The sequence below is a fragment of the Bacillus cereus genome (assembly GCF_002567495.1).
Lineage (GTDB): Bacteria > Bacillota > Bacilli > Bacillales > Bacillaceae_G > Bacillus_A > Bacillus_A cereus_AQ.
In genome coordinates, this window is record NZ_NVAP01000054.1 from 111,484 (window position 1) to 132,340 (window position 20,857).

The following is a 20,857-nucleotide window of genomic DNA, read 5'->3' on the forward strand; positions in this document are numbered from 1 at the left end:
TAAGGGGGAAGCGAAGCATCACTACTTGCGGAAGTACACTTTATAGAAAAACACGGTTCACAAAATACGGCAGAAATATAAAGACTTAAAGGAGAGGGATTATCGTGGAAAGAAGTTTATCTATGGAGTTAGTACGTGTAACAGAGGCTGCAGCATTATCATCAGCGCGTTGGATGGGGCGCGGGAAAAAGGATGAGGCAGACGGTGCAGCAACATCAGCTATGCGTGATGTATTTGATACAATTCCGATGAAAGGTACAGTTGTCATTGGTGAAGGTGAGATGGATGAAGCACCAATGCTATATATCGGAGAGAAATTAGGTACAGGATATGGACCACGTGTAGACGTTGCGGTTGATCCTTTAGAGGGGACAAACATCGTAGCAGCTGGTGGCTGGAATGCTCTTGCTGTTATTGCAATTGCAGATCACGGTAATTTGTTACATGCTCCTGACATGTACATGGATAAAATCGCGGTTGGCCCAGAAGCAGTTGGGGCAGTCGACATTGATGCGCCTATTATTGATAACTTACGTGCAGTTGCGAAAGCGAAAAATAAAGACATTGAAGATGTTGTAGCAACAGTTTTAAACCGTCCGCGTCACCAAGCGATTATCGAAGAAATTCGTAAGGCTGGTGCTCGTATTAAATTAATTAACGATGGAGATGTAGCTGGAGCAATTAATACAGCGTTTGACCGTACAGGTGTAGATATTCTATTTGGATCTGGTGGAGCACCTGAAGGTGTATTAGCAGCAGTTGCTTTAAAATGTTTAGGTGGAGAGATTCACGGAAAACTATTGCCACAAAACGAAGCTGAATTAGCGCGTTGTAAAAAAATGGGCATAGAAGACATTAATCGTATCCTTCGCATGGAGGACTTAGTAAAAGGTGACGATGCAATCTTTGCAGCAACAGGTGTAACAGATGGTGAACTATTACGTGGTGTTCAATTTAAAGGTAGCGTTGGGACAACGCAATCTCTTGTTATGCGTGCAAAATCAGGTACAGTCCGCTTCGTGGACGGACGCCATAGCTTAAATAAAAAACCAAATTTGGTTATTAAATAAAAAGCGTAAGCAACTTGTTCAGAATGGGAGGGGGATGGAGCTTCTGACGTAGAGGCGCTTTTTGCCTCGTAGGAAGAAGTGAAGCCACCGACCATTCTAGTTGCTGAAGCTGGATTGAGTAAAGCGTAAGCGGCTCGTTCAGAATGGTTAAAATGGTCGACCTTTCTAACTATCGAATCTGGAACTAAATTAAATAAGAAGCGAAGACAAATTTTCTTGTCTTCGCTTCTTGTATTTGTGTTCCAACGTATTGATTAAAACTAGATAAAAGGGTTACAATAGTGAATATTACCCTACTTGAACTTATTGCCTTTCATTATTAATTATTTGCCTTCCGTATTTTTCCCTTTACCCATGAAAAAAGAGAATAACGTTAAAGTGTGGTGTCTGAATGAATTTGTCAATTGCAGCATTAGAAAACATGAAATTAAAAGAGTTATACGAGCTTGCGAAAGAATTTAAGATTTCGTATTATAGCAAGTTAACGAAAAAAGAGTTAATCTTTTCTATTTTGAAAGCCCGAGCAGAAAAAGAAGGTTTCTTTTTCATGGAAGGCGTATTAGAAATTATTCAATCAGAAGGATTTGGATTCCTACGTCCTATCAACTATTCTCCAAGCTCAGAAGATATTTATATCTCAGCTTCGCAAATTCGTCGTTTCGATTTACGTAATGGAGACAAGGTTTCTGGTAAAGTACGACCTCCGAAAGAGAATGAACGCTATTTTGGGTTATTACAAGTTGAAGCTGTAAACGGAGATGATCCAGATTCAGCAAAAGAGCGTGTGCATTTCCCTGCATTAACACCATTATACCCAGATCGCCAAATGAAGTTGGAAACGGAACCGAAAAAGTTACCGACACGCATCATGGATTTAATCGCACCAGTTGGATTTGGACAACGTGGTTTAATTGTCGCGCCTCCAAAGGCTGGTAAAACAAGTCTATTAAAAGAAATCGCGCACAGTGTTACAACAAATCATCCAGAAGCAGAATTAATTGTGCTTTTAATTGATGAGCGTCCAGAGGAAGTAACAGACATTGAACGTTCTGTTAAGGGCGATGTTGTGAGTTCTACTTTTGATGAAGTACCAGAAAATCATATTAAAGTAGCTGAACTTGTGTTAGAACGTGCAATGCGTCTTGTAGAGCACAAAAAAGATGTTATCATTTTAATGGATAGTATTACCCGTTTAGCGCGAGCTTACAACCTTGTTATTCCACCAAGTGGTAGAACATTATCGGGTGGTATCGACCCAGCTGCCTTCCATAGACCGAAGCGTTTCTTTGGAGCTGCACGTAATATTGAAGAAGGCGGTAGCTTAACGATTTTAGCAACAGCCCTTGTTGATACAGGATCTCGTATGGATGATGTTATTTACGAGGAATTTAAAGGAACTGGAAATATGGAACTTCACTTAGATCGTTCGTTAGCTGAACGTCGTATCTTCCCAGCGATTGATATTCGTCGTTCCGGTACACGTAAAGAAGATCTATTAATTCCAAAAGAACATTTAGACAAGTTATGGGGTATTCGTAAAACAATGCGTGATACACCAGACTTTGTTGAAAGTTTCTTACGTAAGCTTCGTCAAACGAAGACAAATGAAGAATTTTTACAAAACATTGTTGCAGACTCGAAAAGGTATGTAACAACTAAGTAAAGGGAAAAGATTGGGACTCGCTTATTTTATAGTAAGCGAGTTTTTTATGCTGTTTAGGTGATATTAAAGAGAGAAATAAGTGGAAGAACCTTAGCTCCAGCGGCTAGAACGGTCGGTGGCTTCGTGTCTTCCTACGAGGCAAAAAGCGCCTCTACGTCAGAAGCTCCATCCCCCTCCCGTTCTAAACGAGCCGGTTGCGCTTTTAAAATTAAAAAGACAAAAACAGGTAGTTGCAAAATGAAGTTAGCCTTGTTATAATTTCATCATATGTGTTTCATCAATATAGTTGTGTATGCAGCTGAAGATGAAAAACTCTGTTTCGAAAATGATTCAGGGCGGAAGGAGATGAAAAGAATGAAAGCAGGAATTCACCCAGATTACAAGAAAGTTGTATTCATGGACACAAACACAGGCTTCAAATTCTTAAGCGGGTCTACTAAAGGCTCTAGCGAAACTGTTGAGTGGGAAGATGGTAACACTTATCCATTACTAAAAGTTGAGATCAGTTCTGATTCTCACCCATTCTACACTGGACGTCAGAAGTTTGCTACTGCAGACGGACGCGTTGATCGCTTCAATAAGAAATACGGTATCAAGTAATAAAAACATAAAACAGGCAAGTGTATGTATTCGCTTGTCTGTTTTTTTTGCGAAAATATTATACCTTTACCCTACTTTTAACTAAAAAGTAGATGAAAGGAGAGCTTCATGTACTTAATAAATCAAAATGGCTGGATTGAAGTGATTTGCGGTAGTATGTTTTCTGGTAAATCAGAAGAGCTTATCCGCCGTGTACGTCGTACGCAATTTGCGAAACAACATGCAATTGTATTTAAACCATGTATTGATAATCGTTATAGTGAAGAAGATGTTGTATCACATAACGGATTAAAGGTAAAAGCAGTTCCTGTTTCAGCTTCAAAGGATATATTTGAACATATTACAGAAGAGTTGGATGTTATTGCGATCGATGAGGTGCAATTTTTTGATGGGGACATTGTGGAAGTGGTGCAAGTATTGGCAAATCGTGGCTATCGTGTCATTGTAGCTGGTTTAGACCAAGATTTCCGTGGTCTACCATTTGGACAAGTTCCTCAGCTGATGGCGATTGCTGAACACGTAACAAAACTGCAAGCAGTATGTTCTGCATGCGGATCTCCGGCAAGTCGTACACAACGATTAATTGATGGAGAGCCGGCGGCATTTAATGATCCGATTATTTTAGTTGGAGCTTCAGAATCGTACGAACCACGTTGTCGTCATTGTCATGCAGTTCCTACAAACAAAGATAAGTAAAACTCGCTGCGCAAGGCGGGTTTTTTTCAGAATAGAGAGTGTGGGCGGTGTGAGCCGCTTACGCTTTTAGATATTAGCTAGCTCCGCCTCCTAGGTCCTTGCGTCTAAGAACCTCCCGCACGAGAAGACAAAAAGCGTCTTCTGTACGAGAGAACCTTAGCCACTGGACCTAAGAAGTCGGCTCCGCTTTTAAATATAATTTGCGTTTTTTTGAGTAAGTACCATATACTATTTGTATTAGATACTAGGATGTAGAGGTGAATGATGTGTTAGATCGTTTGCAAGCTGTAGAAAATCGTTATGAGAAGTTAAATGAATTGTTAAGTGACCCAGAGGTTATTAGCGATACAAATAAGCTTCGTGAATATTCAAAGGAACAGTCTGATATACAGGAAACGGTAGAGGTGTATCGTGAGTATAAGGATGTTCGTGAGCAATTACGAGATGCGAAAGCAATGTTAGAAGAGAAGTTAGACGCAGAAATGCGTGACATGGTAAAAGAAGAGGTTTCTGAATTAGAAGGACAAGATAAAACGTTATCAGAACGTCTGAAAATTTTACTTGTTCCAAAGGACCCTAATGATGATAAGAACGTTATCGTTGAGGTTCGTGGAGCTGCTGGTGGCGACGAGGCCGCTTTATTTGCTGGTGACTTATACCGCATGTATAGCCGTTACGCTGAGGTTCAAGGTTGGAAAACAGAAATTATCGAGGCTAGCTATACAGAGTTAGGTGGATATAAAGAGATTATCTTTATGATTAACGGTAAAGGTGCTTTCGCGAAGCTGAAATTCGAGAATGGTGCTCACCGTGTACAACGTGTTCCTGAAACGGAATCTGGTGGACGTATTCATACATCTACAGCAACTGTAGCTGTATTACCAGAGGCAGAAGAAGTGGAAATCGATATTCACGAGAAAGATGTTCGTGTTGATACATTCGCTTCTAGTGGTCCTGGTGGACAAAGTGTTAATACAACGATGTCAGCGGTACGTTTAACGCATTTACCGACTGGTGTAGTTGTATCTTGTCAGGATGAGAAATCACAAATTAAGAATAAAGAAAAAGCGATGAAAGTATTACGCGCACGTGTTTATGATAAGTTTAGACAAGAAGCACAAGCTGAATATGATCAAAACCGTAAACAAGCTGTTGGTACGGGTGATCGTTCAGAGCGTATTCGTACGTATAACTTCCCGCAAAACCGTGTTACAGACCATCGAATCGGTTTAACGATTCAAAAGCTAGATCAAATCTTACAAGGTAAGTTAGATGATTTCATCAATGCCTTAGTGATGGAAGATCAGGCTCAAAGGATGGAGGCAGCTGAGTAATGCGTGTCTATGAAGCCCTGAAATGGGCTTCTTCTTTTTTACAGGAAAATGGACGAGATGAAAATGCGGGAGAAATTGTCCTTTGTCATGTATTAAAGACGAACAGAACAGGATTACTTATGAATATGCGTGAAGAAATAACTGTGGAACAAGAAACAAGTTTTGCAGAGTTTATCCACAAGCATGTAGAAGGTATTCCGATTCAATATATGATTGGTTATGAAATGTTTTATGGCCGGTCGTTCTTTGTGAATGAAGAAGTATTAATACCAAGACCGGAAACAGAAGAGCTTATAGTAGGAGTATTAGAAAGAATTGAGCGCCATTTTGGCGATAAGAAACTACATGTAGCAGATATAGGTACAGGTAGTGGAGCGATTTCTATTACGCTTGCTTTAGAAAATAAAAATCTTCAAGTGTATACAGTAGATATTGCACAGGGATCGATTGAAGTTGCAAAAGAAAATGCAAAATCTTTAGGTGCAGAAGTGACATTCTATCACGGTGATTTATTGTCACCATTTGATAAAACAGGTCAAAAGCTAGATGTTGTTGTTTCAAACCCTCCATATATACCAGAAGAAGACTGGCGAGGTCTTTCTCCTGTTGTGAAAGAGCATGAGCCGAAAAGAGCGCTTGTTGGTGGTGAAGACGGATTAGATTTCTATCGCCGTTTTATGGAAGAATTGCCGAATGTGTTGCAGAAGAAAGCAATTGTAGCGTTTGAAATCGGAGTGGGACAAGGTGAGGATGTAAAGAGGCTGTTACAACAAGCTTTTCCACATGCTCATGTTGAAGTTGTTTTTGACATTAACGGAAAAGACCGTATGGTATTTGCAGAGATGGAGTAAGGTTTACACCTTACTCTATTTTTTGTGGGGAAAATTCATATAGATTTTGAATTTAATAGTTTAGAAAGATGAAAGTCTGTCCACACTGTTTGTAGAGGGGACGGTGGAGGAAATGAAAAAACAAGTTATTGCTTATCTTCTTATATTATTAATTGGTGCACAGTTACTTGTGCAGTTTGGATATATGAAAGCTGATGCGAAAGGACCTTCAGTTATTCCGAAAGAGGCCGTTCGATTACGGATTTTAGCAAATAGTGATTCAGATAAAGACCAGGCATTAAAGCGTAAAGTGCGTGATGAAGTAAAAGCGCAAATAGATGGATGGGTAGCGGATTTAACATCATTTGAAGAGGCACGCAAAGTAATTCAAAGTCATATTCCAGAAATCGAGAAAACGGTGGAAAATACGTTAAAAAGAGAAGGTAGTAAAGAGGCATTTCAAGTGAAATTTAGTAAGAATGTAAAGTTTCCTACAAAGGTATATGGGAATTTTATTTATCCAGCAGGAGAATATGAAGCGGTACTGATCACAATTGGAAAAGGTGAAGGGGCGAACTGGTGGTGTGTATTATTTCCACCAATGTGTTTCTTAGATTTTTCGAGCGGGACAGCTGTAAGAAAAGAAGAGCATGTTGTGAAAGCAGAATCTACTGAAGAGGAGCAGGTGAAACAACTAGATGAGGAAGTAGTAGATACAGAAGAGAAGAAAGTGGATAAGGTAAAAGAAACGAAAGTTATAAAGCAGGAAGTAGGAAAAAAAGTAACAGCTTCTGAAAAGAAAGTAGTAAAAAATGAAACAAAAGTCGAAGAGCAGCCTGTAAGTAAAGAAGAAACAAAAACTGTGGAAAAAGTGGAGAAACCTGTGGAGAAAAAACAAGAAAAGAAAAATGAGTATGTAAAAGTAGAAGAGGAAGAGGAAAAGCCAGAAGTTAAATTGTTTATTGTAGAAGCTTTTACATCTTTATTCTCTAAATAGTACTATTCATAAATCCCTTCTCATATATAAAAATGAGGAGGGATTTATTATGAAGAAAGTGTATTTTGCTACGAAAGCAGATGTGGAAAGATTACATTCTTTTTTCGGACAAGCTAATAAAAAAGATGATAAAATAAATGAGTTGTACGCACAATTTATGGTTTTGGAAGAGGCGGAAGAAATACGAGCTGTAATTGGTTATGAACAAAGTGGGGAAGATGTACTTATTCGTTCTTGTTTATTCACACCTCATGTGGATAAACAGACTTTCTTATATTTTTTTGAAATGTTTTTGCAGTATATGAAAGAAAAAAATATTCGACAATTGTACTTACTAACAAACCATCTACAATCTATAACAATCTTTCAGTTTTTTGACTTTGTGACTATAGAAAAAGAAAATGTGCCAGAGGGAATTCGACAGTTAGAACACTTTTGTAAAAATATAAAAGAGCCAAATGCAATAATACTAAATTGTCAGCTATTCACAAAGTTATCCACGGATTAATTAGGTTTATCCACATTTTGTGGATAAACCTTGTTTGTCTTTTGGATAAACCTCATAGTAAACTAAAAATAGACAAGTATTTCATGGCAGAAAAGGACGTGGGAAAAAATGCATACAAATATGTGGGTTGTGGATAATGTTGTGGAAAGAAAAAAATATTATCCACAGTTACAAGAAGCGGCAAAATTATTAAAGGAAAACGAGGCGATTGCCTTCCCTACAGAAACAGTATATGGACTAGGTGCGAACGCGATGAATGATGAAGCGATTGCGAAGATTTTTGAAGCGAAAGGAAGACCGAGTGATAATCCACTGATTGTCCACATAGGTACAAAATCTCAGTTAGATGGGATTGTGACGGAAATTCCACCAGTTGCTGAGAAGTTAATGGAGCACTTTTGGCCAGGTCCGTTAACAATTATTTTACCTAGAAAAGAAGGGATTTCAGAGAAGGTGACGGCAGGCCTTAATACGGTTGGCGTAAGAATGCCGGATCATCCAGTTGCGCTTGCCCTTATTGAAGAGGCAAATGTACCTGTTGCGGCACCAAGTGCGAATCGTTCTGGGCGTCCAAGTCCGACATTAGCTTCTCACGTATATGAAGATTTGAATGGGAAGATTGCAGGTATTGTTGATGGTGGTGCAACTGGAGTAGGTGTTGAATCAACTGTAATTGATTGTACAAGCACTGTTCCAACAATATTACGTCCAGGTGGGATTACGAAAGAACAATTAGAAGCGGTGATAGGTGCTGTTTCTTTAGATCCGGCTTTAAAGGATGAGAAGGAAAAACCGAAATCACCTGGAATGAAATACACACATTATGCGCCGAAAGCGCCACTTAGTATTGTTGAGGGCTCACGTGAGTTTATTCAGCATCTTGTGGATAAGAAAAAGGAAGAAGGATTTAAAGTAGGCGTATTAACGACAGAAGAGTATCAGCATGTATATAGCGCAGATGTTATATTATCTTGTGGTGTTCGAAGTGACTTAGCTAGCGTTGCGACTAAATTATATGATGTACTTAGAACATTTGATGCAAGTGAAGTGGATGTTATTTTTAGTGAGTCATTCCCTAATGAAGGAATAGGGAATGCTATTATGAATCGTTTAACAAAAGCGGCAGGACATCATATTATTATTGAATGATGAGGTACGATTAGCAAACAGAATATTTCTCCTTGGATAAGCATATTGTGAAGTAGCACGTCCAAGGAGGGGCATGAATGACGTTTGAACAGCTAATACCTTTAATAATTATGGCATTCGCCTTAGGGATGGATGCATTTTCGGTGAGTCTTGGTATGGGGATGATGCCCTTAAAGTTAAGACAAATCCTGTATATTGGTATGACGATAGGAATATTTCATATTATTATGCCGTTTATAGGGATGGTACTAGGTCGTTTTTTATCAGAGAAGTATGGAGATATTGCACATTTTGCGGGTGCTATTTTATTAATCGGACTAGGGTTTTATATCGTATATTCGACCATTTTACAAAATGAAGAGACTAGAACTGCCCCTGTTGGAATTAGTTTATTCGTATTTGCATTTGGTGTCAGTATAGATAGTTTCTCGGTAGGGCTTAGTCTTGGTATTTATGGGGCGCAAACGATTATTACGATATTACTTTTTGGATTTGTTAGCATGTTATTAGCATGGATTGGCTTATTAATTGGTAGACATGCGAAAGATATGCTCGGTACATATGGTGAAATAGTAGGTGGTATCATTTTGGTTGGATTTGGATTATATATCCTTTTTCCTATATAATTTTATGTAGGAGGGAATTATGAACAAGCTATTGGAATGGTATGTTAAGTTTTTAACCTTCTTTCCTCGATGGCTAAGAAGACTTATAATTTGGGGTATTATTTTGCAAATTTCGATGTTAGGTTGGATTAAGTTAATTCGTGAATGGTGAGATAATTCCTTTCTGTGCATATTTTGTTTGTACTATATTTATTGCACTAAAAATTACAGATATAGAAAGGATGAGATGAATGACGAGATTGAAGCAAGTTTTTGGTATTATTATTAGTTTTTTTGTTTTTTGGTTTAGTATGCTCGGTGTACAAATGTTTGCTGAGTTTTTAGATATTGAGTCATTGAAATTTGTTGCAGGAAAGACTGAGGCGGCGCGTGCCTTTTACTCTCCGTACCCGTTTTTAATTGTTTTTCTTATTACATTACTTTCCCTATACTTCTTCGTAATTAAGCTAGGGAAACCGAAAAAAGAGAAAATGCCTACTTTAGAGGAAAAGAAGGAAGAATTACAATGATAAAATCCCCTGCTAAAAAGCAGGGGATTTTATGTTTGAGTGATGGAGATGAACGAGCCGCTTCCACTTTTTATATATCCAGCTTCAGCGGCTAGAATGGTCGGTGGCTTCGCGTCTTCCTGCGAGGCAAAAAGCGCCTCTACGTCAGAAGCTCCATCCTCCTCACATTCTAAACGAGCCGCTTCCGCTTTTAAACTGGCCTCACTAATTCAAATTGTTCTCCTAGTTTTGCGTAGTTGTGTCCTGCTAGGCGGCTTACTGGTTGGAGTCCTTCTGCGTGAATGCGTCCTTTTTCATATAGATGTTCGGCAACGTGGAAACGAACGATGCGTCCAATTAGTAGATCACAAGCTGGTGAGTCTTCCGTTCCGCCAAGTGGAATTGCACGTTCTAATACGCATTCCATTCGAATATTTGCTTCTTTTACACCTGGAACGGAGATGACTTCACTTTCAATTGGTGTTAGTTTTGCTAGTTCAATTTCACTTTCATTTGGCGGGAGATTAGCTGCTGTTTCGTTAATTGCTGCTACATATGATTCATCAGAAATATGTACGACAAATTCTCCTTTTTCAATTGCGTTTCGAGAAGTGTCCTTTCGCTCTCCTTCTTTCCGTTGTACGGAAACTGAGATAAGTGGTGGGTTTGCAGCAACGATATTGAAATAACTATACGGTGCGCCGTTTAATACGCCTTCTTTTGTCACAGAAGTAACGAATGCGACAGGGCGAGGGATAATACTCCCGGTAAGTAATTTGTAATTATCTTTTTCAGTTTGTTCATTTGGATTAATGGATAACATGCTTGTAATCCCCTTTCTAAATATGAATACTTATTGTTTGTTTACAAGATATCGGTGGGAAAATCCTGCTGGACAAATATTTTTTTAACATTTTTGTAAATGAGTTAAAAAGAATTCGTACGTTGAGAAAAATTAATATTACTATTTTGATGCGATAAAAATATGTTTGCCATTTATATGCTAAATAAAGATTTAATTTATAAATGACAAACAATCATGGAATTAAGACAAAGTGAAAACTTCATCAGTAGGATGCCAATTAAGAGAATGGTGGTAAAAAAAGTGTAGGACGCGATTCTTGCATTTCATTTTCGCCCTTTTCTTTAGAAGCTTGTCCTGTTTGCCTTGTGTTTTGTCCGCCTTTCTTAGCGATTTGTCCACCTTGATTGGCGTTTGAGCCGGCGTTTCCGCTAATTTGCCCATTTCGATCCGCTGTTATTGTAAATCCAGCTTTTCCACCCTGATTTGCAAGATTATTGTTGTTATCATTGTAGTTGTAAATGTTGACGTGGATGTGAATTTCAATTGGAAGATCATCTTTGCTGAGTTTGAAGGAGGAGGTTGCTTCTGTTTTTTCTGTGTTAGTGTTTTTATATTTTTGAGAATGACGGTTCGCCATAAGAATGTTCGCTCCTATCTTTTTTTCTGCTCAGCTTAAAGCTCATCTTCCGCCGGTGTTGAGATGTTTTCATCAGCGCTTTCTTCGCTGTCGGCAACACCAGCTTCGAATTCGCTTCTTTTGATTATGTTTTCACTATCCTCTCTAGCAACTTGTCCCATTTGATTCGCATTCTGTCCGCCTTTTTTAGCAATTTGTCCACCTTGACTTACGTTTGTTCCAGCTTTTCCACTAATTTGTCCACCACCAGTCGCTGTCAATTCGAGTCCAGCTTGTCCACCTTGATTCGCAAGATTATTATTGTTTTTATTCTTATTTTTGTTTTTGGCCTTCGCTTTTACTTTGCTTTCATTATCATTTTCGTTAGTTGGATCCATTTCATCTTCTAGAAGTTTTTTATCGTAGTTTTTCATAAGATTTTCCCCCTTATTATATTTAATACTTGTAGCATATGTTTGGTTTTTAAGTGTGATTGGGGGTTGTCCTATGAGTTGGAATTTAAAAATCTCCTCAATGAAAAGTATTGGATTTTCCTAGTGAAAAAAATGATAGATTAAAGCAATACTGAAATCCCCCAAGATGATTTCTTGGGGGATGCAGATTTTAACGAGCATATTAAAATTTAAATGTTAATTAAAGTAAAACGTATGCGCCAGGTCCGATTAAAGCTACACCAACAGCAACAGCAATTAACATTAAGTTATATTCGTATCCGTTTTGTGTCACCCAGTAACCATTTTTTCCGTGAACAGTGAAGATAGCCATTAACATTGTTCCAACGATAAATAATGAACCGACTACAATGAAAATACCTGATGCAAATAAGAAACCACCTAGTAATTCAGTTGCGCCAGCCATAAATGCCATAAATACACCAGGACGTAAACCGATTGACTCCATCCAGCCACCTGTTCCTTTTAAACCGTAACCGCCGAACCAACCAAATAATTTTTGAGCGCCATGACCCATGAATGTAATTCCTATAATAAGACGAATAATAAGAAGACCGAAATCCATCATTTTTGAAAACCTCCTAAAAGTTATTAACTTACCTTATGTAAGTAATGATAAAATAGTTACTTACTTTAGTCAAGTGGATTTTGAAAAAAGTTTGAATTAAATTTTACAAATTAACAACAAAAAACAAAATGTAGTAAAGACCTCTAGACAAGTTGGGCAAAAAAAGAGAAAATATAAATAGAAGTTAACTTCTTATTGTTATTCAGACAATCAGAATTGACTGGAATTTTGTGAAGCGCTACAATAAGAGTCTATTAGTAACGACGTAATTTATTTCGAAAGCGTTTTTACAGTATAATATTCGAAGTATGAAGTCTTACATGTATCCCGAGCTTTACTAGGGATTGCCCTATAAACTTTTAGGTAAATTATAAGGAGGACTATCCTATGTTTAAAAAATTATTCGGTCTTGGTTCAAAAACAAATGAAGAAACAATCGTAGCTCCATTAACTGGAGCAGTGAAAAATATTGAAGAAGTACCAGATCCAGTATTCGCTGGTCGTATGATGGGTGACGGTGTTGCAATCGATCCTACTGAAGGTGTAGTTGTATCTCCAGTTGATGGTGAAATCGTACAATTATTCCACACAAAACATGCTATCGGAATTAAAGCGAAAAACGGTACAGAAATTTTAATTCACGTTGGATTAGAAACTGTAAAAATGGAAGGCGAAGGTTTCGAAGCTCACGTTTCTGAAGGTCAAGCTGTAAAAGCTGGAGATAAATTAATCTCATTCGACTTAGAATTAATCCGTGAAAAAGCGAAAAGCACAATTACTCCAATCGTTATTACAAACACAGATGCAGCTGAGTCTATTAAGACAACTGTAGGCGTAACAGCTACAAAAGGTTCAACAGAAGTAATGAAAGTTACAATGAAATAATTGTTGTATAAGAGGAATCCGTTTCGTATGAAATGGATTCCTTATTTTTGTTGTATGTTTAGTAGGTATGTTAAAATACTCTAGGCACTTGGAAATAGGGTTTCACATATATGTGGATAAGGCGCATTTTTCTTAGAAAAAATATAAGAGAAGTGCGCCTTTTGTATATTCACATTTCTTTTGTTCTATTCTAATGTAAGTTATGATGAGTGATAAGAAAGCGAATATAGGGGTGGGTTTAGATGAAACGAGTGTTATTTGTTTGTACTGGCAATACATGTCGTAGTCCCATGGCTGAGGCGTTGCTTCGTCATCACGGAGGAGATAAGTTTGAAGTGCAATCTGCTGGTGTTTTTGCCTATCCTGGGAGCAATGCATCGGTACATGCGAAGGAAGCTTTAGCTGAAAAAGGAATTTCAATTGATCATGCCGCGCAGCAGGTAAACGAAACTTTGCTTGATTGGGCTGATATTGTCGTAACGATGACAGAAAATCATAAACAAATTGTACTTGGGCATTATCCGAGTGTTGAAAAGAAATTGAATACATTATATGGATTAACTGAAGGTATAGGCAAGGACATTTCAGATCCATTTGGAGGCTCTCTTTCTATTTATAAAGAAACGTTAGATGAGATGGAAAAACTTGTACAAACTTTACTGAAAAAACATTCAGAAGGTTGATGTTTCGTGTATAATACGATATTGGAGATCACTTCGTCCTATTGAGGTAGCGAGTGTGAAATGAAGATAATTGATTGAAACTTTGGAGGGGTAAAAATGAAAGTAGTAGTAGCATCTGATCACGGCGGTATGAATATCCGCAAAGAACTTGTAAGTTTATTAGAAGAATTAAATATTGAATATATTGATTTAGGTTGTGAATGTGAAGCTGGTTCTGTTGATTACCCTGATTTTGCATTTCCAGCAGCGGAAATGGTAGCAAATGGTGAAGTGGATCGTGGTATTTTAGTTTGTGGGACAGGCATTGGTATGTCAATCGCGGCAAACAAAGTAAATGGTATTCGTTGTGCGTTAGTTCATGATACTTTCAGTGCGAAAGCAACGAGAGAGCATAATGACACTAACATGCTAGCAATGGGAGAGCGTGTAATTGGTGCTGGTCTAGCGCGTGATATCGCGAAAATTTGGTTAACAACTGACTATGAAGGTGGCCGTCACGAAAACCGCGTAGGAAAAATTAAAACATACGAAACAAAGTAATAGATTCTAACTGGAAGTAGTGCGAAATATAATTTGGTGAACCAACCTGTGAAAGGAAGAGGCGTAATGACAGAAATCGTAAAGGTAAGGGAACAGCTACAAATGTCACTTTCTGATTTCCAAGAACAAGCCACGCTGCAAAGTGGTCAAATTTTTGTAGTGGGGTGTAGCACGAGCGAAGTGCTAGGTGAAAGAATTGGAACATCAGGAACGATGGAAGTAGCAGAGGCGATTTTTTCTGAGTTAAAACAATTTCAAGGGCAAACAGGTATTGAATTGGCGTTTCAATGTTGTGAGCATTTAAACCGTGCTTTAGTAGTTGAGAGAGAGTTGGCGATGAAATATCAATTTGAAATTGTAACAGTTACGCCTGTTAGATCAGCAGGTGGTGCATTAGCAACATATGCTTATCACAATTTGAAAGATCCGGTAGTAATTGAGTTTATTAAAGCAGATGCAGGAATGGATATTGGTGATACATTTATCGGTATGCATTTAAAGCATGTAGCTGTTCCGGTTCGTACAAGTGTGAAGGAAATTGGAAGTGCGCATGTAACGATGGCAACAACACGTGGAAAACTAATTGGTGGAGCGCGTGCTGTTTATGCGGTGGCTGAAGAGACTATCACTTGCCGTTAAAATTTCATTGTATCCTACGAATAAGGTATGTTGTCTGACTTTATCATAGAAGAAAGAAAAGACCGATTTTCGGTCTTTTTTTTCTTTTATGATATAGAAAGTCATGTTAGAATGTAGTTGAAAACATGAAGGTTCGAAAGAATTACAACCTGAATTTTCGTTTTTTCTGAATAAATAAGAAAAAACTGTTGGGAATCGATGTAATTCGTTCAGAAAAGGGGGATTTTGGTGGATCATTTAAAACGTCAAGATGAAAAGGTATTTGCTGCAATTGAGGCAGAACTAGGAAGACAGCGTTCAAAGATTGAATTAATTGCTTCGGAGAACTTCGTAAGTGAAGCAGTAATGGAAGCGCAAGGTTCTGTTTTAACGAATAAGTATGCTGAAGGATATCCTGGAAAACGTTACTATGGTGGTTGTGAACACGTAGACGTAGTAGAAGATATCGCACGTGACCGCGTAAAAGAAATTTTTGGTGCAGAGCACGTAAATGTTCAACCGCATTCTGGTGCACAAGCGAACATGGCAGTATACTTCACGATTTTAGAGCAAGGCGATACCGTACTTGGTATGAATTTATCTCATGGTGGTCACTTAACACACGGAAGCCCTGTTAACTTCAGTGGAGTACAATATAATTTCGTAGAATATGGCGTGGATGCTGAATCTCACCGTATTAATTACGATGATGTATTAGCAAAAGCGAAAGAACATAAACCAAAATTAATCGTTGCAGGTGCAAGTGCGTACCCTCGTGTTATCGATTTCAAACGATTCCGTGAGATTGCAGATGAAGTGGGCGCATACTTAATGGTTGATATGGCACATATCGCTGGTTTAGTAGCGGCTGGTTTACATCCAAATCCAGTGCCACATGCACATTTCGTTACAACAACAACACATAAAACATTACGTGGTCCGCGCGGTGGTATGATTTTATGTGAAGAGAAGTTTGCAAAACAAATTGATAAATCAATCTTCCCTGGTATTCAAGGTGGTCCACTTATGCACGTAATCGCTGCAAAAGCTGTTGCATTTGGTGAAACACTTCAAGAGGATTTCAAAACGTATGCACAAAATATTATTAACAATGCGAACCGCTTAGCTGAAGGTCTTCAAAAAGAAGGACTTACACTTGTTTCTGGCGGAACAGACAATCACTTAATCTTGATTGATGTTCGTAACCTAGAAATCACAGGTAAATTAGCAGAGCACGTATTAGATGAAGTTGGTATTACAGTGAACAAAAATACAATTCCATTTGAAACAGCAAGCCCATTTGTAACAAGTGGTGTACGTATCGGTACAGCAGCTGTAACATCTCGTGGTTTCGGTTTAGAAGAAATGGATGAAATTGCGTCACTTATTGCTTATACATTAAAAAATCATGAAAATGAAGCTGCATTAGAAGAAGCACGTAAGCGTGTAGAAGCGTTAACGAGCAAATTCTCAATGTATCCAAATCTATAATAGATTGAAGAAGACTGCTGAAACGTAATTGTTTTGGCAGTCTTTTTTGTGGACATATATTATTTTTAAAGTATGTATACAAATGATGAATAAATTTTGGCGATATAATGAAGGATACAGCTCCCATAATTGGTAAAGATACTAGATAGATTCATCGTAAAATGATGATTTTGCCAAATTTGCCCTTGAATATTAGTAGCGTTTTCTTTACAATCGTAAATAGTGTAAAAAAGCGTGCAAACGCATGAATATCATCTAAAGGAGAGATTCACATGGGAAAACTGTATGTATTTGATCACCCGTTAATTCAACATAAGATTACATATATTCGCGATAAGAATACAGGTACGAAAGATTTTCGTGAATTAGTGGACGAAGTAGCAAGTTTAATGGCTTTCGAAATTACTCGCGACCTTCCACTTAAAGACATTGAAATTGAAACGCCTGTAAGCAAAGCGACAACAAAAGTGATCGCTGGTAAAAAACTTGGTTTAATTCCGATTTTACGTGCAGGTTTAGGAATGGTTGATGGAATTCTGAAATTAATTCCAGCAGCAAAAGTAGGACACGTTGGTTTATACCGTGACCCTGAAACATTGCAACCGGTAGAATACTATGTGAAACTTCCAACGGATGTAGAAGAGCGTGACTTTATCGTACTAGATCCGATGCTAGCAACAGGTGGTTCTGCAGCTGAAGCAATTAACTCTCTGAAAAAGCGCGGTGCGAAACAAATTAAATTAATGTGTATCGTTGCAGCTCCAGAAGGGGTAAAAGTAGTGCAAGAAGAACATCCTGATGTTGATATTTATGTAGCAGCATTAGATGAGAAATTAAATGACCACGGATATGTAGTACCAGGTCTTGGTGATGCTGGTGACCGTTTATTCGGAACGAAGTAAGACAACTGACGAGCAGGGGGGATTCCCCGGCTCGTCTTTTTTTGCTGTAAGCAAGTAGGGGAGGGGGAGGATAAATATACATCGTATATACAACATAAGTTGCATACACATCACATATAATATAGAAGTCTTACGTCTGAGGAACACTATATTATGGAAGAAAAGCGTTATATCTCGAAAATATAATAGTGACAAACTTGTGAACATTTCCTTCTATTATAAAGAGAAAACTGTTAGAAATTGCATATATCTAACCAGTATTTAGAAGGGGAACGTTTTCATTTTTGGGAGGAAATGCCTAATACTCAAATTTTTAGATTTTTTACGATTTCTCGTTGACACTGTTAATACCCTATTGTATGCTAACAACGGGGATAGATGGTAGGGCTTTCAGTGACAAAATTACATCTATTCCGTGACGAAAATGTAAACTTTTTGTTTTGTATAGGATTTATGCAAAAAAATGAGTTATTATTAACACATCGTGAATGAGGGTTACATATTGGAGGGATGAATCCTTGCAAAAAAACGATCGCAGCCATATAAAAGCATATGCTTTAATGTCAGGAATTCTTGCTCAGTTAGTTGGTTCTATACTTGTTGGAATCTTTGGTGGGCAGTGGATTGATAATAAGGTTGGAACGTTTCCATTGTTTCTTATTATAGGGTTATTACTCGGGTTAGGAACAGGGGTATACGCAATGATTCGACTCATTCGACATTACTATTCGGGAGAGCAATGATGATAGACGTACATGGACTTGTCCAAAGACAAAAGAAATATATGTACTACTTGCTTGCGCTTCTAGTGCTAGGATGGGGATTTACCTCTTACAAGGATGTATTTCTTGGGCTGATTATCGGAACGATTTTCAGTTTTCTTAGTTTGCGCATCATTGCACGTAGAACAGACAAGCTGTTAGATCGCGTAACAAATGGAGAAAACGTGAAGTTTAAGGCGACAGCTGTAAGTACATATTCAAGATTCGCCACGATTGGGTTATTAATTTTATTTGCAGCCAAATATCAAGAGTTAATTGCGATGTGGGGCTTAGGTGTAGGATTGCTGACAGGATACCTTGTCATGATCATAGATTTTCTTTATTTAGAGTATAAGAGCAGGGAAGAGAGGTGAATTACTAGTGGAACACGGTAAATTAGTTGAATTTCTAGGTTTAACGTTCGATTTGTCATCAGTTATGATGGTTACTGTAGCAGCAGTTATTGTTTTCTTAATCGCTGTTATCGGAACTCGCAGCTTAGCTCTTCGCCCAACCGGGATGCAAAACTTCATGGAATGGGTGTTTGACTTCGTGAAAGGGATTATCAATAGTACGATGGACTGGAAAACAGGTGGACGTTTCTTAACGCTTGGCGTTACGCTTATCATGTTTATCATCGTATCGAACTTCCTTGGTTTACCATTCATGTATTCAGCAACTGAAGCTGGCGAACATATTGCATGGTGGAGATCACCAACGTCTGATCCAGCAGTTACATTAACATTAGCCGTGATGGTAGTTACCCTCACCCATTATTATGGAATTAAGATGAAGGGTACGAAAGAATACGTAAAAGGTTATTTCCAACCTATGAAATTCTTATTCCCATTAAAGGTTATTGAGGAGTTTGCTAACACATTAACGTTAGGTCTTCGTTTATTTGGTAACATTTATGCAGGTGAGATCTTATTAGGATTACTTGCTAAGTTGGGCGGAGCATCAGTCCTTGGGGCATTAGGTGCGCTTGTACCAATGTTAGCATGGATGGGATTCAGTGTATTCGTTGGATCAATCCAAGCATTTATTTTTGTTATGTTAACGATGGTTTATATGGCTCATAAAGTAAGCCATGACCATTAATATAATTTAAGTAAGAAAAAATTTATTTTTTTATAATACAAAGGAGGACAAATTAAATGAGTTTAGGTGTAATCGCAGCTGCAATTGCAATTGGTTTATCAGCATTAGGTGCAGGTATTGGTAACGGTCTTATCGTATCACGTACAATCGAAGGTGTTGCTCGTCAACCAGAATTAAAAGGCGCACTTCAAACAATTATGTTCATCGGGGTTGCTTTAGTTGAGGCACTTCCAATCATCGGTGTAGTTATTGCATTCATCGTAATGAACAAATAAGGGAGACTCCCCTTACATAGATGGCGAAGAGTGTTTTTTCGAACTTTCTTCGCCATTGCTTTATGAACGAAACGTATGTCTTTTTTTTTCATATGATCAATTTAGATATTTTGAAGGGAGTGAATCCTTGTGCCAACTTTATTATTAGGAGCTTCCATTCCATTTGGAACGATTGCTTATACATTGTTCATTTTCTTAATTCTATTAGTAATGCTACGCAAATTTGCGTGGGGTCCTTTAATGGGAATTATGAAAGAACGTGAAGAGCATGTTACTAATGAAATCGACGCTGCAGAAAGAAGTAACGCTGAAGCGAAGAAGTTAGTAGAAGAACAACGTGAAATGTTAAAACAATCACGTGTTGAAGCACAAGAGTTAATCGAAAGAGCGAAAAAACAAGCTGTAGATCAAAAAGATGTTATTGTTGCTGCTGCGAAAGAAGAAGCAGAATCAATTAAAGCATCTGCTGTACAAGAAATTCAACGCGAAAAAGAGCAAGCGATTGCTGCTTTACAAGAACAAGTCGCTTCTTTATCTGTTCAAATTGCTTCTAAAGTAATTGAAAAAGAATTAAAAGAAGAAGATCAAGTTAAGTTAATTCGCGATTATATTAAAGAAGTAGGAGAAGCGCGATGAGCAATGGGATTGTAGCAAAACGTTATGCTGTCGCTCTTTTTAAAATTGCAAAAGAAAAACACGTATTAGAAATGTTTGAAGAGGAATTACGCCTTGTACAAAACGTTTATGTAAAGAACGGAGAACTACATAGCTTTTTAACGCAACCGAACATTTCAAAAGAGCAGAAGAAAACGTTTCTTGCAAACGTATTCGGATCTGTTTCTGAATCTATTTTAAATACGTTATATATTTTAATTGATAACAAGCGTATTGATATCTTACCTGAAATTGCAGATGAATATGTTGTTCTTGCTAATGAAGAACGTAACGTAGCGGATGCAACTGTATATTCTATTCGTCTTCTATCGGAAGAAGAGAAGCTTAACATTGCAGAAGCATTTGCAAAAAAAACAGGAAAAGATGCAATTCGCGTGAAAAATGTTGTAGATGAAGATTTACTAGGCGGTATTAAAGTACGTATTGGAAATCGCATTTATGACGGAAGTTTACAAGGCAAATTAGCACGTATTCAGCGTGAATTAATGAAGAATAGATAGGGG

General features: G+C 37.9%; 29 protein-coding genes. 25 read left to right on the forward strand and 4 right to left on the reverse strand.

What is annotated here, in order from left to right; genetic code table 11:
• Window positions 1-104 precede the first annotated feature (104 nt).
• The 12 genes from glpX to COK05_RS26085 all read left to right on the forward strand — a co-directional run bounded on the left by glpX (window position 105) and on the right by COK05_RS26085 (window position 9,982).
• On the forward strand, window positions 105-1,070 hold the full coding sequence (glpX, locus tag COK05_RS26030; RefSeq protein WP_000442336.1) for a class II fructose-bisphosphatase: 966 nt from the start codon (window positions 105-107) through the stop codon (window positions 1,068-1,070).
• 391 nt (window positions 1,071-1,461) lie between these two features.
• Complete coding sequence (gene rho / locus COK05_RS26040) at window positions 1,462-2,733, forward strand: transcription termination factor Rho (protein WP_001053903.1); 1,272 nt, start codon at window positions 1,462-1,464, stop codon at window positions 2,731-2,733.
• Between the two features lie 354 nt (window positions 2,734-3,087).
• Window positions 3,088-3,333, forward strand: a complete 246-nt coding sequence (locus tag COK05_RS26045) for a type B 50S ribosomal protein L31 (protein WP_000643435.1) — start codon at window positions 3,088-3,090, stop codon at window positions 3,331-3,333.
• Between the two features lie 108 nt (window positions 3,334-3,441).
• A complete protein-coding gene (locus tag COK05_RS26050) occupies window positions 3,442-4,029 on the forward strand; it encodes a thymidine kinase (protein WP_098614855.1) in 588 nt (195 codons plus the stop codon).
• 266 nt (window positions 4,030-4,295) lie between these two features.
• Window positions 4,296-5,363, forward strand: coding sequence for a peptide chain release factor 1 (gene prfA / locus COK05_RS26055; RefSeq protein WP_141539262.1), 1,068 nt, complete (start codon window positions 4,296-4,298; stop codon window positions 5,361-5,363).
• Complete coding sequence (prmC, locus tag COK05_RS26060; RefSeq protein ID WP_098614857.1) at window positions 5,363-6,214, forward strand: peptide chain release factor N(5)-glutamine methyltransferase; 852 nt, start codon at window positions 5,363-5,365, stop codon at window positions 6,212-6,214. Before prfA ends, prmC begins: the two co-directional genes overlap by 1 nt.
• A gap of 112 nt (window positions 6,215-6,326) precedes the next feature.
• A complete protein-coding gene (gene spoIIR, locus COK05_RS26065; RefSeq protein ID WP_098614858.1) occupies window positions 6,327-7,190 on the forward strand; it encodes a stage II sporulation protein R in 864 nt (287 codons plus the stop codon).
• Between the two features lie 49 nt (window positions 7,191-7,239).
• Window positions 7,240-7,698 (forward strand): mechanosensitive ion channel protein, encoded by a 459-nt coding sequence (locus tag COK05_RS26070; RefSeq protein ID WP_098614859.1) that lies wholly within the window; start codon window positions 7,240-7,242, stop codon window positions 7,696-7,698.
• Window positions 7,699-7,806: 108 nt separating this feature from the next.
• On the forward strand, window positions 7,807-8,847 hold the full coding sequence (locus tag COK05_RS26075) for an L-threonylcarbamoyladenylate synthase (protein WP_098614860.1): 1,041 nt from the start codon (window positions 7,807-7,809) through the stop codon (window positions 8,845-8,847).
• A gap of 77 nt (window positions 8,848-8,924) precedes the next feature.
• Entirely contained in the window at window positions 8,925-9,473 is a 549-nt protein-coding gene (locus tag COK05_RS26080; protein ID WP_098614861.1) for a manganese efflux pump MntP, read from the forward strand.
• Window positions 9,474-9,492: 19 nt separating this feature from the next.
• A complete protein-coding gene (locus COK05_RS31895) occupies window positions 9,493-9,624 on the forward strand; it encodes a hypothetical protein (protein WP_001037634.1) in 132 nt (43 codons plus the stop codon).
• 79 nt (window positions 9,625-9,703) lie between these two features.
• A complete protein-coding gene (locus tag COK05_RS26085) occupies window positions 9,704-9,982 on the forward strand; it encodes a DUF3935 domain-containing protein (RefSeq protein WP_000197472.1) in 279 nt (92 codons plus the stop codon).
• A 190-nt stretch (window positions 9,983-10,172) separates the two neighbouring features.
• Here COK05_RS26085 and COK05_RS26095 read toward each other — a convergent pair whose 3' ends face one another.
• The 4 genes from COK05_RS26095 to COK05_RS26110 all read right to left on the reverse strand — a co-directional run bounded on the left by COK05_RS26095 (window position 10,173) and on the right by COK05_RS26110 (window position 12,423).
• Window positions 10,173-10,784 carry a flavin reductase family protein gene (locus COK05_RS26095; protein WP_098614862.1) on the reverse strand — a complete coding sequence of 204 codons (612 nt, stop codon included), beginning with the start codon at window positions 10,782-10,784 and terminating at the stop codon, window positions 10,173-10,175.
• 259 nt (window positions 10,785-11,043) lie between these two features.
• Entirely contained in the window at window positions 11,044-11,403 is a 360-nt protein-coding gene (locus COK05_RS26100; RefSeq protein ID WP_098614863.1) for a hypothetical protein, read from the reverse strand.
• Window positions 11,404-11,438: 35 nt separating this feature from the next.
• Window positions 11,439-11,816 (reverse strand): hypothetical protein, encoded by a 378-nt coding sequence (locus tag COK05_RS26105; RefSeq protein ID WP_098614864.1) that lies wholly within the window; start codon window positions 11,814-11,816, stop codon window positions 11,439-11,441.
• A 220-nt stretch (window positions 11,817-12,036) separates the two neighbouring features.
• Window positions 12,037-12,423, reverse strand: coding sequence for a DoxX family protein (locus COK05_RS26110; RefSeq protein WP_000968616.1), 387 nt, complete (start codon window positions 12,421-12,423; stop codon window positions 12,037-12,039).
• A 387-nt stretch (window positions 12,424-12,810) separates the two neighbouring features.
• Between COK05_RS26110 and COK05_RS26115 the strand changes: the two genes are divergently transcribed.
• From COK05_RS26115 to atpH, 13 genes are all read left to right on the forward strand, one after another.
• Complete coding sequence (locus COK05_RS26115; protein ID WP_000473666.1) at window positions 12,811-13,308, forward strand: PTS sugar transporter subunit IIA; 498 nt, start codon at window positions 12,811-12,813, stop codon at window positions 13,306-13,308.
• Window positions 13,309-13,550: 242 nt separating this feature from the next.
• Window positions 13,551-13,991, forward strand: coding sequence for a low molecular weight protein arginine phosphatase (locus COK05_RS26125; RefSeq protein WP_098614865.1), 441 nt, complete (start codon window positions 13,551-13,553; stop codon window positions 13,989-13,991).
• A gap of 96 nt (window positions 13,992-14,087) precedes the next feature.
• Window positions 14,088-14,531: a ribose 5-phosphate isomerase B gene (gene rpiB / locus COK05_RS26130; protein ID WP_000869917.1), complete on the forward strand. Its 444-nt coding sequence runs from the start codon at window positions 14,088-14,090 to the stop codon at window positions 14,529-14,531.
• Window positions 14,532-14,597: 66 nt separating this feature from the next.
• On the forward strand, window positions 14,598-15,170 hold the full coding sequence (locus tag COK05_RS26135; RefSeq protein ID WP_098614866.1) for a TIGR01440 family protein: 573 nt from the start codon (window positions 14,598-14,600) through the stop codon (window positions 15,168-15,170).
• Between the two features lie 228 nt (window positions 15,171-15,398).
• The gene (glyA, locus tag COK05_RS26140; RefSeq protein ID WP_141539260.1) at window positions 15,399-16,640 is read left to right on the forward strand and encodes a serine hydroxymethyltransferase; all 1,242 of its coding nucleotides are present in this window, start codon (window positions 15,399-15,401) and stop codon (window positions 16,638-16,640) included.
• Window positions 16,641-16,912: 272 nt separating this feature from the next.
• On the forward strand, window positions 16,913-17,542 hold the full coding sequence (gene upp / locus COK05_RS26145; RefSeq protein WP_000517536.1) for a uracil phosphoribosyltransferase: 630 nt from the start codon (window positions 16,913-16,915) through the stop codon (window positions 17,540-17,542).
• A gap of 378 nt (window positions 17,543-17,920) precedes the next feature.
• A complete protein-coding gene (locus COK05_RS26150; RefSeq protein ID WP_000232962.1) occupies window positions 17,921-18,034 on the forward strand; it encodes a DUF4024 domain-containing protein in 114 nt (37 codons plus the stop codon).
• 26 nt (window positions 18,035-18,060) lie between these two features.
• Window positions 18,061-18,285 (forward strand): AtpZ/AtpI family protein, encoded by a 225-nt coding sequence (locus COK05_RS26155; protein ID WP_001171223.1) that lies wholly within the window; start codon window positions 18,061-18,063, stop codon window positions 18,283-18,285.
• Complete coding sequence (locus COK05_RS26160) at window positions 18,285-18,677, forward strand: ATP synthase subunit I (protein ID WP_000567600.1); 393 nt, start codon at window positions 18,285-18,287, stop codon at window positions 18,675-18,677. The genes COK05_RS26155 and COK05_RS26160 overlap by 1 nt, the downstream gene beginning before the upstream one ends.
• A 7-nt stretch (window positions 18,678-18,684) precedes the next feature.
• Entirely contained in the window at window positions 18,685-19,404 is a 720-nt protein-coding gene (gene atpB / locus COK05_RS26165; protein WP_000399871.1) for a F0F1 ATP synthase subunit A, read from the forward strand.
• A 56-nt stretch (window positions 19,405-19,460) separates the two neighbouring features.
• Window positions 19,461-19,679 (forward strand): F0F1 ATP synthase subunit C, encoded by a 219-nt coding sequence (gene atpE / locus COK05_RS26170; RefSeq protein WP_000052064.1) that lies wholly within the window; start codon window positions 19,461-19,463, stop codon window positions 19,677-19,679.
• A gap of 129 nt (window positions 19,680-19,808) precedes the next feature.
• On the forward strand, window positions 19,809-20,315 hold the full coding sequence (gene atpF / locus COK05_RS26175; protein WP_001142622.1) for a F0F1 ATP synthase subunit B: 507 nt from the start codon (window positions 19,809-19,811) through the stop codon (window positions 20,313-20,315).
• A complete protein-coding gene (atpH, locus tag COK05_RS26180) occupies window positions 20,312-20,854 on the forward strand; it encodes a F0F1 ATP synthase subunit delta (RefSeq protein WP_098614868.1) in 543 nt (180 codons plus the stop codon). Before atpF ends, atpH begins: the two co-directional genes overlap by 4 nt.
• Window positions 20,855-20,857: the final 3 nt, after the last annotated feature.

Excerpts from the sequence above, each read along its gene's own strand:
- prmC (WP_098614857.1), top strand. The coding sequence starts at position 5,363 with ATGCGTGTCTATGAAGCCCTGAAATGGGCTTCTTCTTTTTTACAGGAA.
- upp (WP_000517536.1), top strand. The coding sequence starts at position 16,913 with ATGGGAAAACTGTATGTATTTGATCACCCGTTAATTCAACATAAGATT.
- COK05_RS26125 (WP_098614865.1), top strand. The coding sequence starts at position 13,551 with ATGAAACGAGTGTTATTTGTTTGTACTGGCAATACATGTCGTAGTCCC.
- COK05_RS26110 (WP_000968616.1), bottom strand. The coding sequence starts at position 12,423 with ATGATGGATTTCGGTCTTCTTATTATTCGTCTTATTATAGGAATTACA.
- COK05_RS26100 (WP_098614863.1), bottom strand. The coding sequence starts at position 11,403 with ATGGCGAACCGTCATTCTCAAAAATATAAAAACACTAACACAGAAAAA.
- COK05_RS26135 (WP_098614866.1), top strand. The coding sequence starts at position 14,598 with ATGACAGAAATCGTAAAGGTAAGGGAACAGCTACAAATGTCACTTTCT.
- COK05_RS26095 (WP_098614862.1), bottom strand. The coding sequence starts at position 10,784 with ATGTTATCCATTAATCCAAATGAACAAACTGAAAAAGATAATTACAAA.
- COK05_RS26115 (WP_000473666.1), top strand. The coding sequence starts at position 12,811 with ATGTTTAAAAAATTATTCGGTCTTGGTTCAAAAACAAATGAAGAAACA.
- COK05_RS26085 (WP_000197472.1), top strand. The coding sequence starts at position 9,704 with ATGACGAGATTGAAGCAAGTTTTTGGTATTATTATTAGTTTTTTTGTT.
- COK05_RS26150 (WP_000232962.1), top strand. The coding sequence starts at position 17,921 with ATGGTAGGGCTTTCAGTGACAAAATTACATCTATTCCGTGACGAAAAT.
- rpiB (WP_000869917.1), top strand. The coding sequence starts at position 14,088 with ATGAAAGTAGTAGTAGCATCTGATCACGGCGGTATGAATATCCGCAAA.
- COK05_RS26080 (WP_098614861.1), top strand. The coding sequence starts at position 8,925 with ATGACGTTTGAACAGCTAATACCTTTAATAATTATGGCATTCGCCTTA.
- atpE (WP_000052064.1), top strand. The coding sequence starts at position 19,461 with ATGAGTTTAGGTGTAATCGCAGCTGCAATTGCAATTGGTTTATCAGCA.
- COK05_RS31895 (WP_001037634.1), top strand. The coding sequence starts at position 9,493 with ATGAACAAGCTATTGGAATGGTATGTTAAGTTTTTAACCTTCTTTCCT.
- atpH (WP_098614868.1), top strand. The coding sequence starts at position 20,312 with ATGAGCAATGGGATTGTAGCAAAACGTTATGCTGTCGCTCTTTTTAAA.
- COK05_RS26045 (WP_000643435.1), top strand. The coding sequence starts at position 3,088 with ATGAAAGCAGGAATTCACCCAGATTACAAGAAAGTTGTATTCATGGAC.
- COK05_RS26160 (WP_000567600.1), top strand. The coding sequence starts at position 18,285 with ATGATAGACGTACATGGACTTGTCCAAAGACAAAAGAAATATATGTAC.
- rho (WP_001053903.1), top strand. The coding sequence starts at position 1,462 with ATGAATTTGTCAATTGCAGCATTAGAAAACATGAAATTAAAAGAGTTA.
- COK05_RS26075 (WP_098614860.1), top strand. The coding sequence starts at position 7,807 with ATGCATACAAATATGTGGGTTGTGGATAATGTTGTGGAAAGAAAAAAA.
- COK05_RS26105 (WP_098614864.1), bottom strand. The coding sequence starts at position 11,816 with ATGAAAAACTACGATAAAAAACTTCTAGAAGATGAAATGGATCCAACT.
- COK05_RS26050 (WP_098614855.1), top strand. The coding sequence starts at position 3,442 with ATGTACTTAATAAATCAAAATGGCTGGATTGAAGTGATTTGCGGTAGT.
- spoIIR (WP_098614858.1), top strand. The coding sequence starts at position 6,327 with ATGAAAAAACAAGTTATTGCTTATCTTCTTATATTATTAATTGGTGCA.
- COK05_RS26070 (WP_098614859.1), top strand. The coding sequence starts at position 7,240 with ATGAAGAAAGTGTATTTTGCTACGAAAGCAGATGTGGAAAGATTACAT.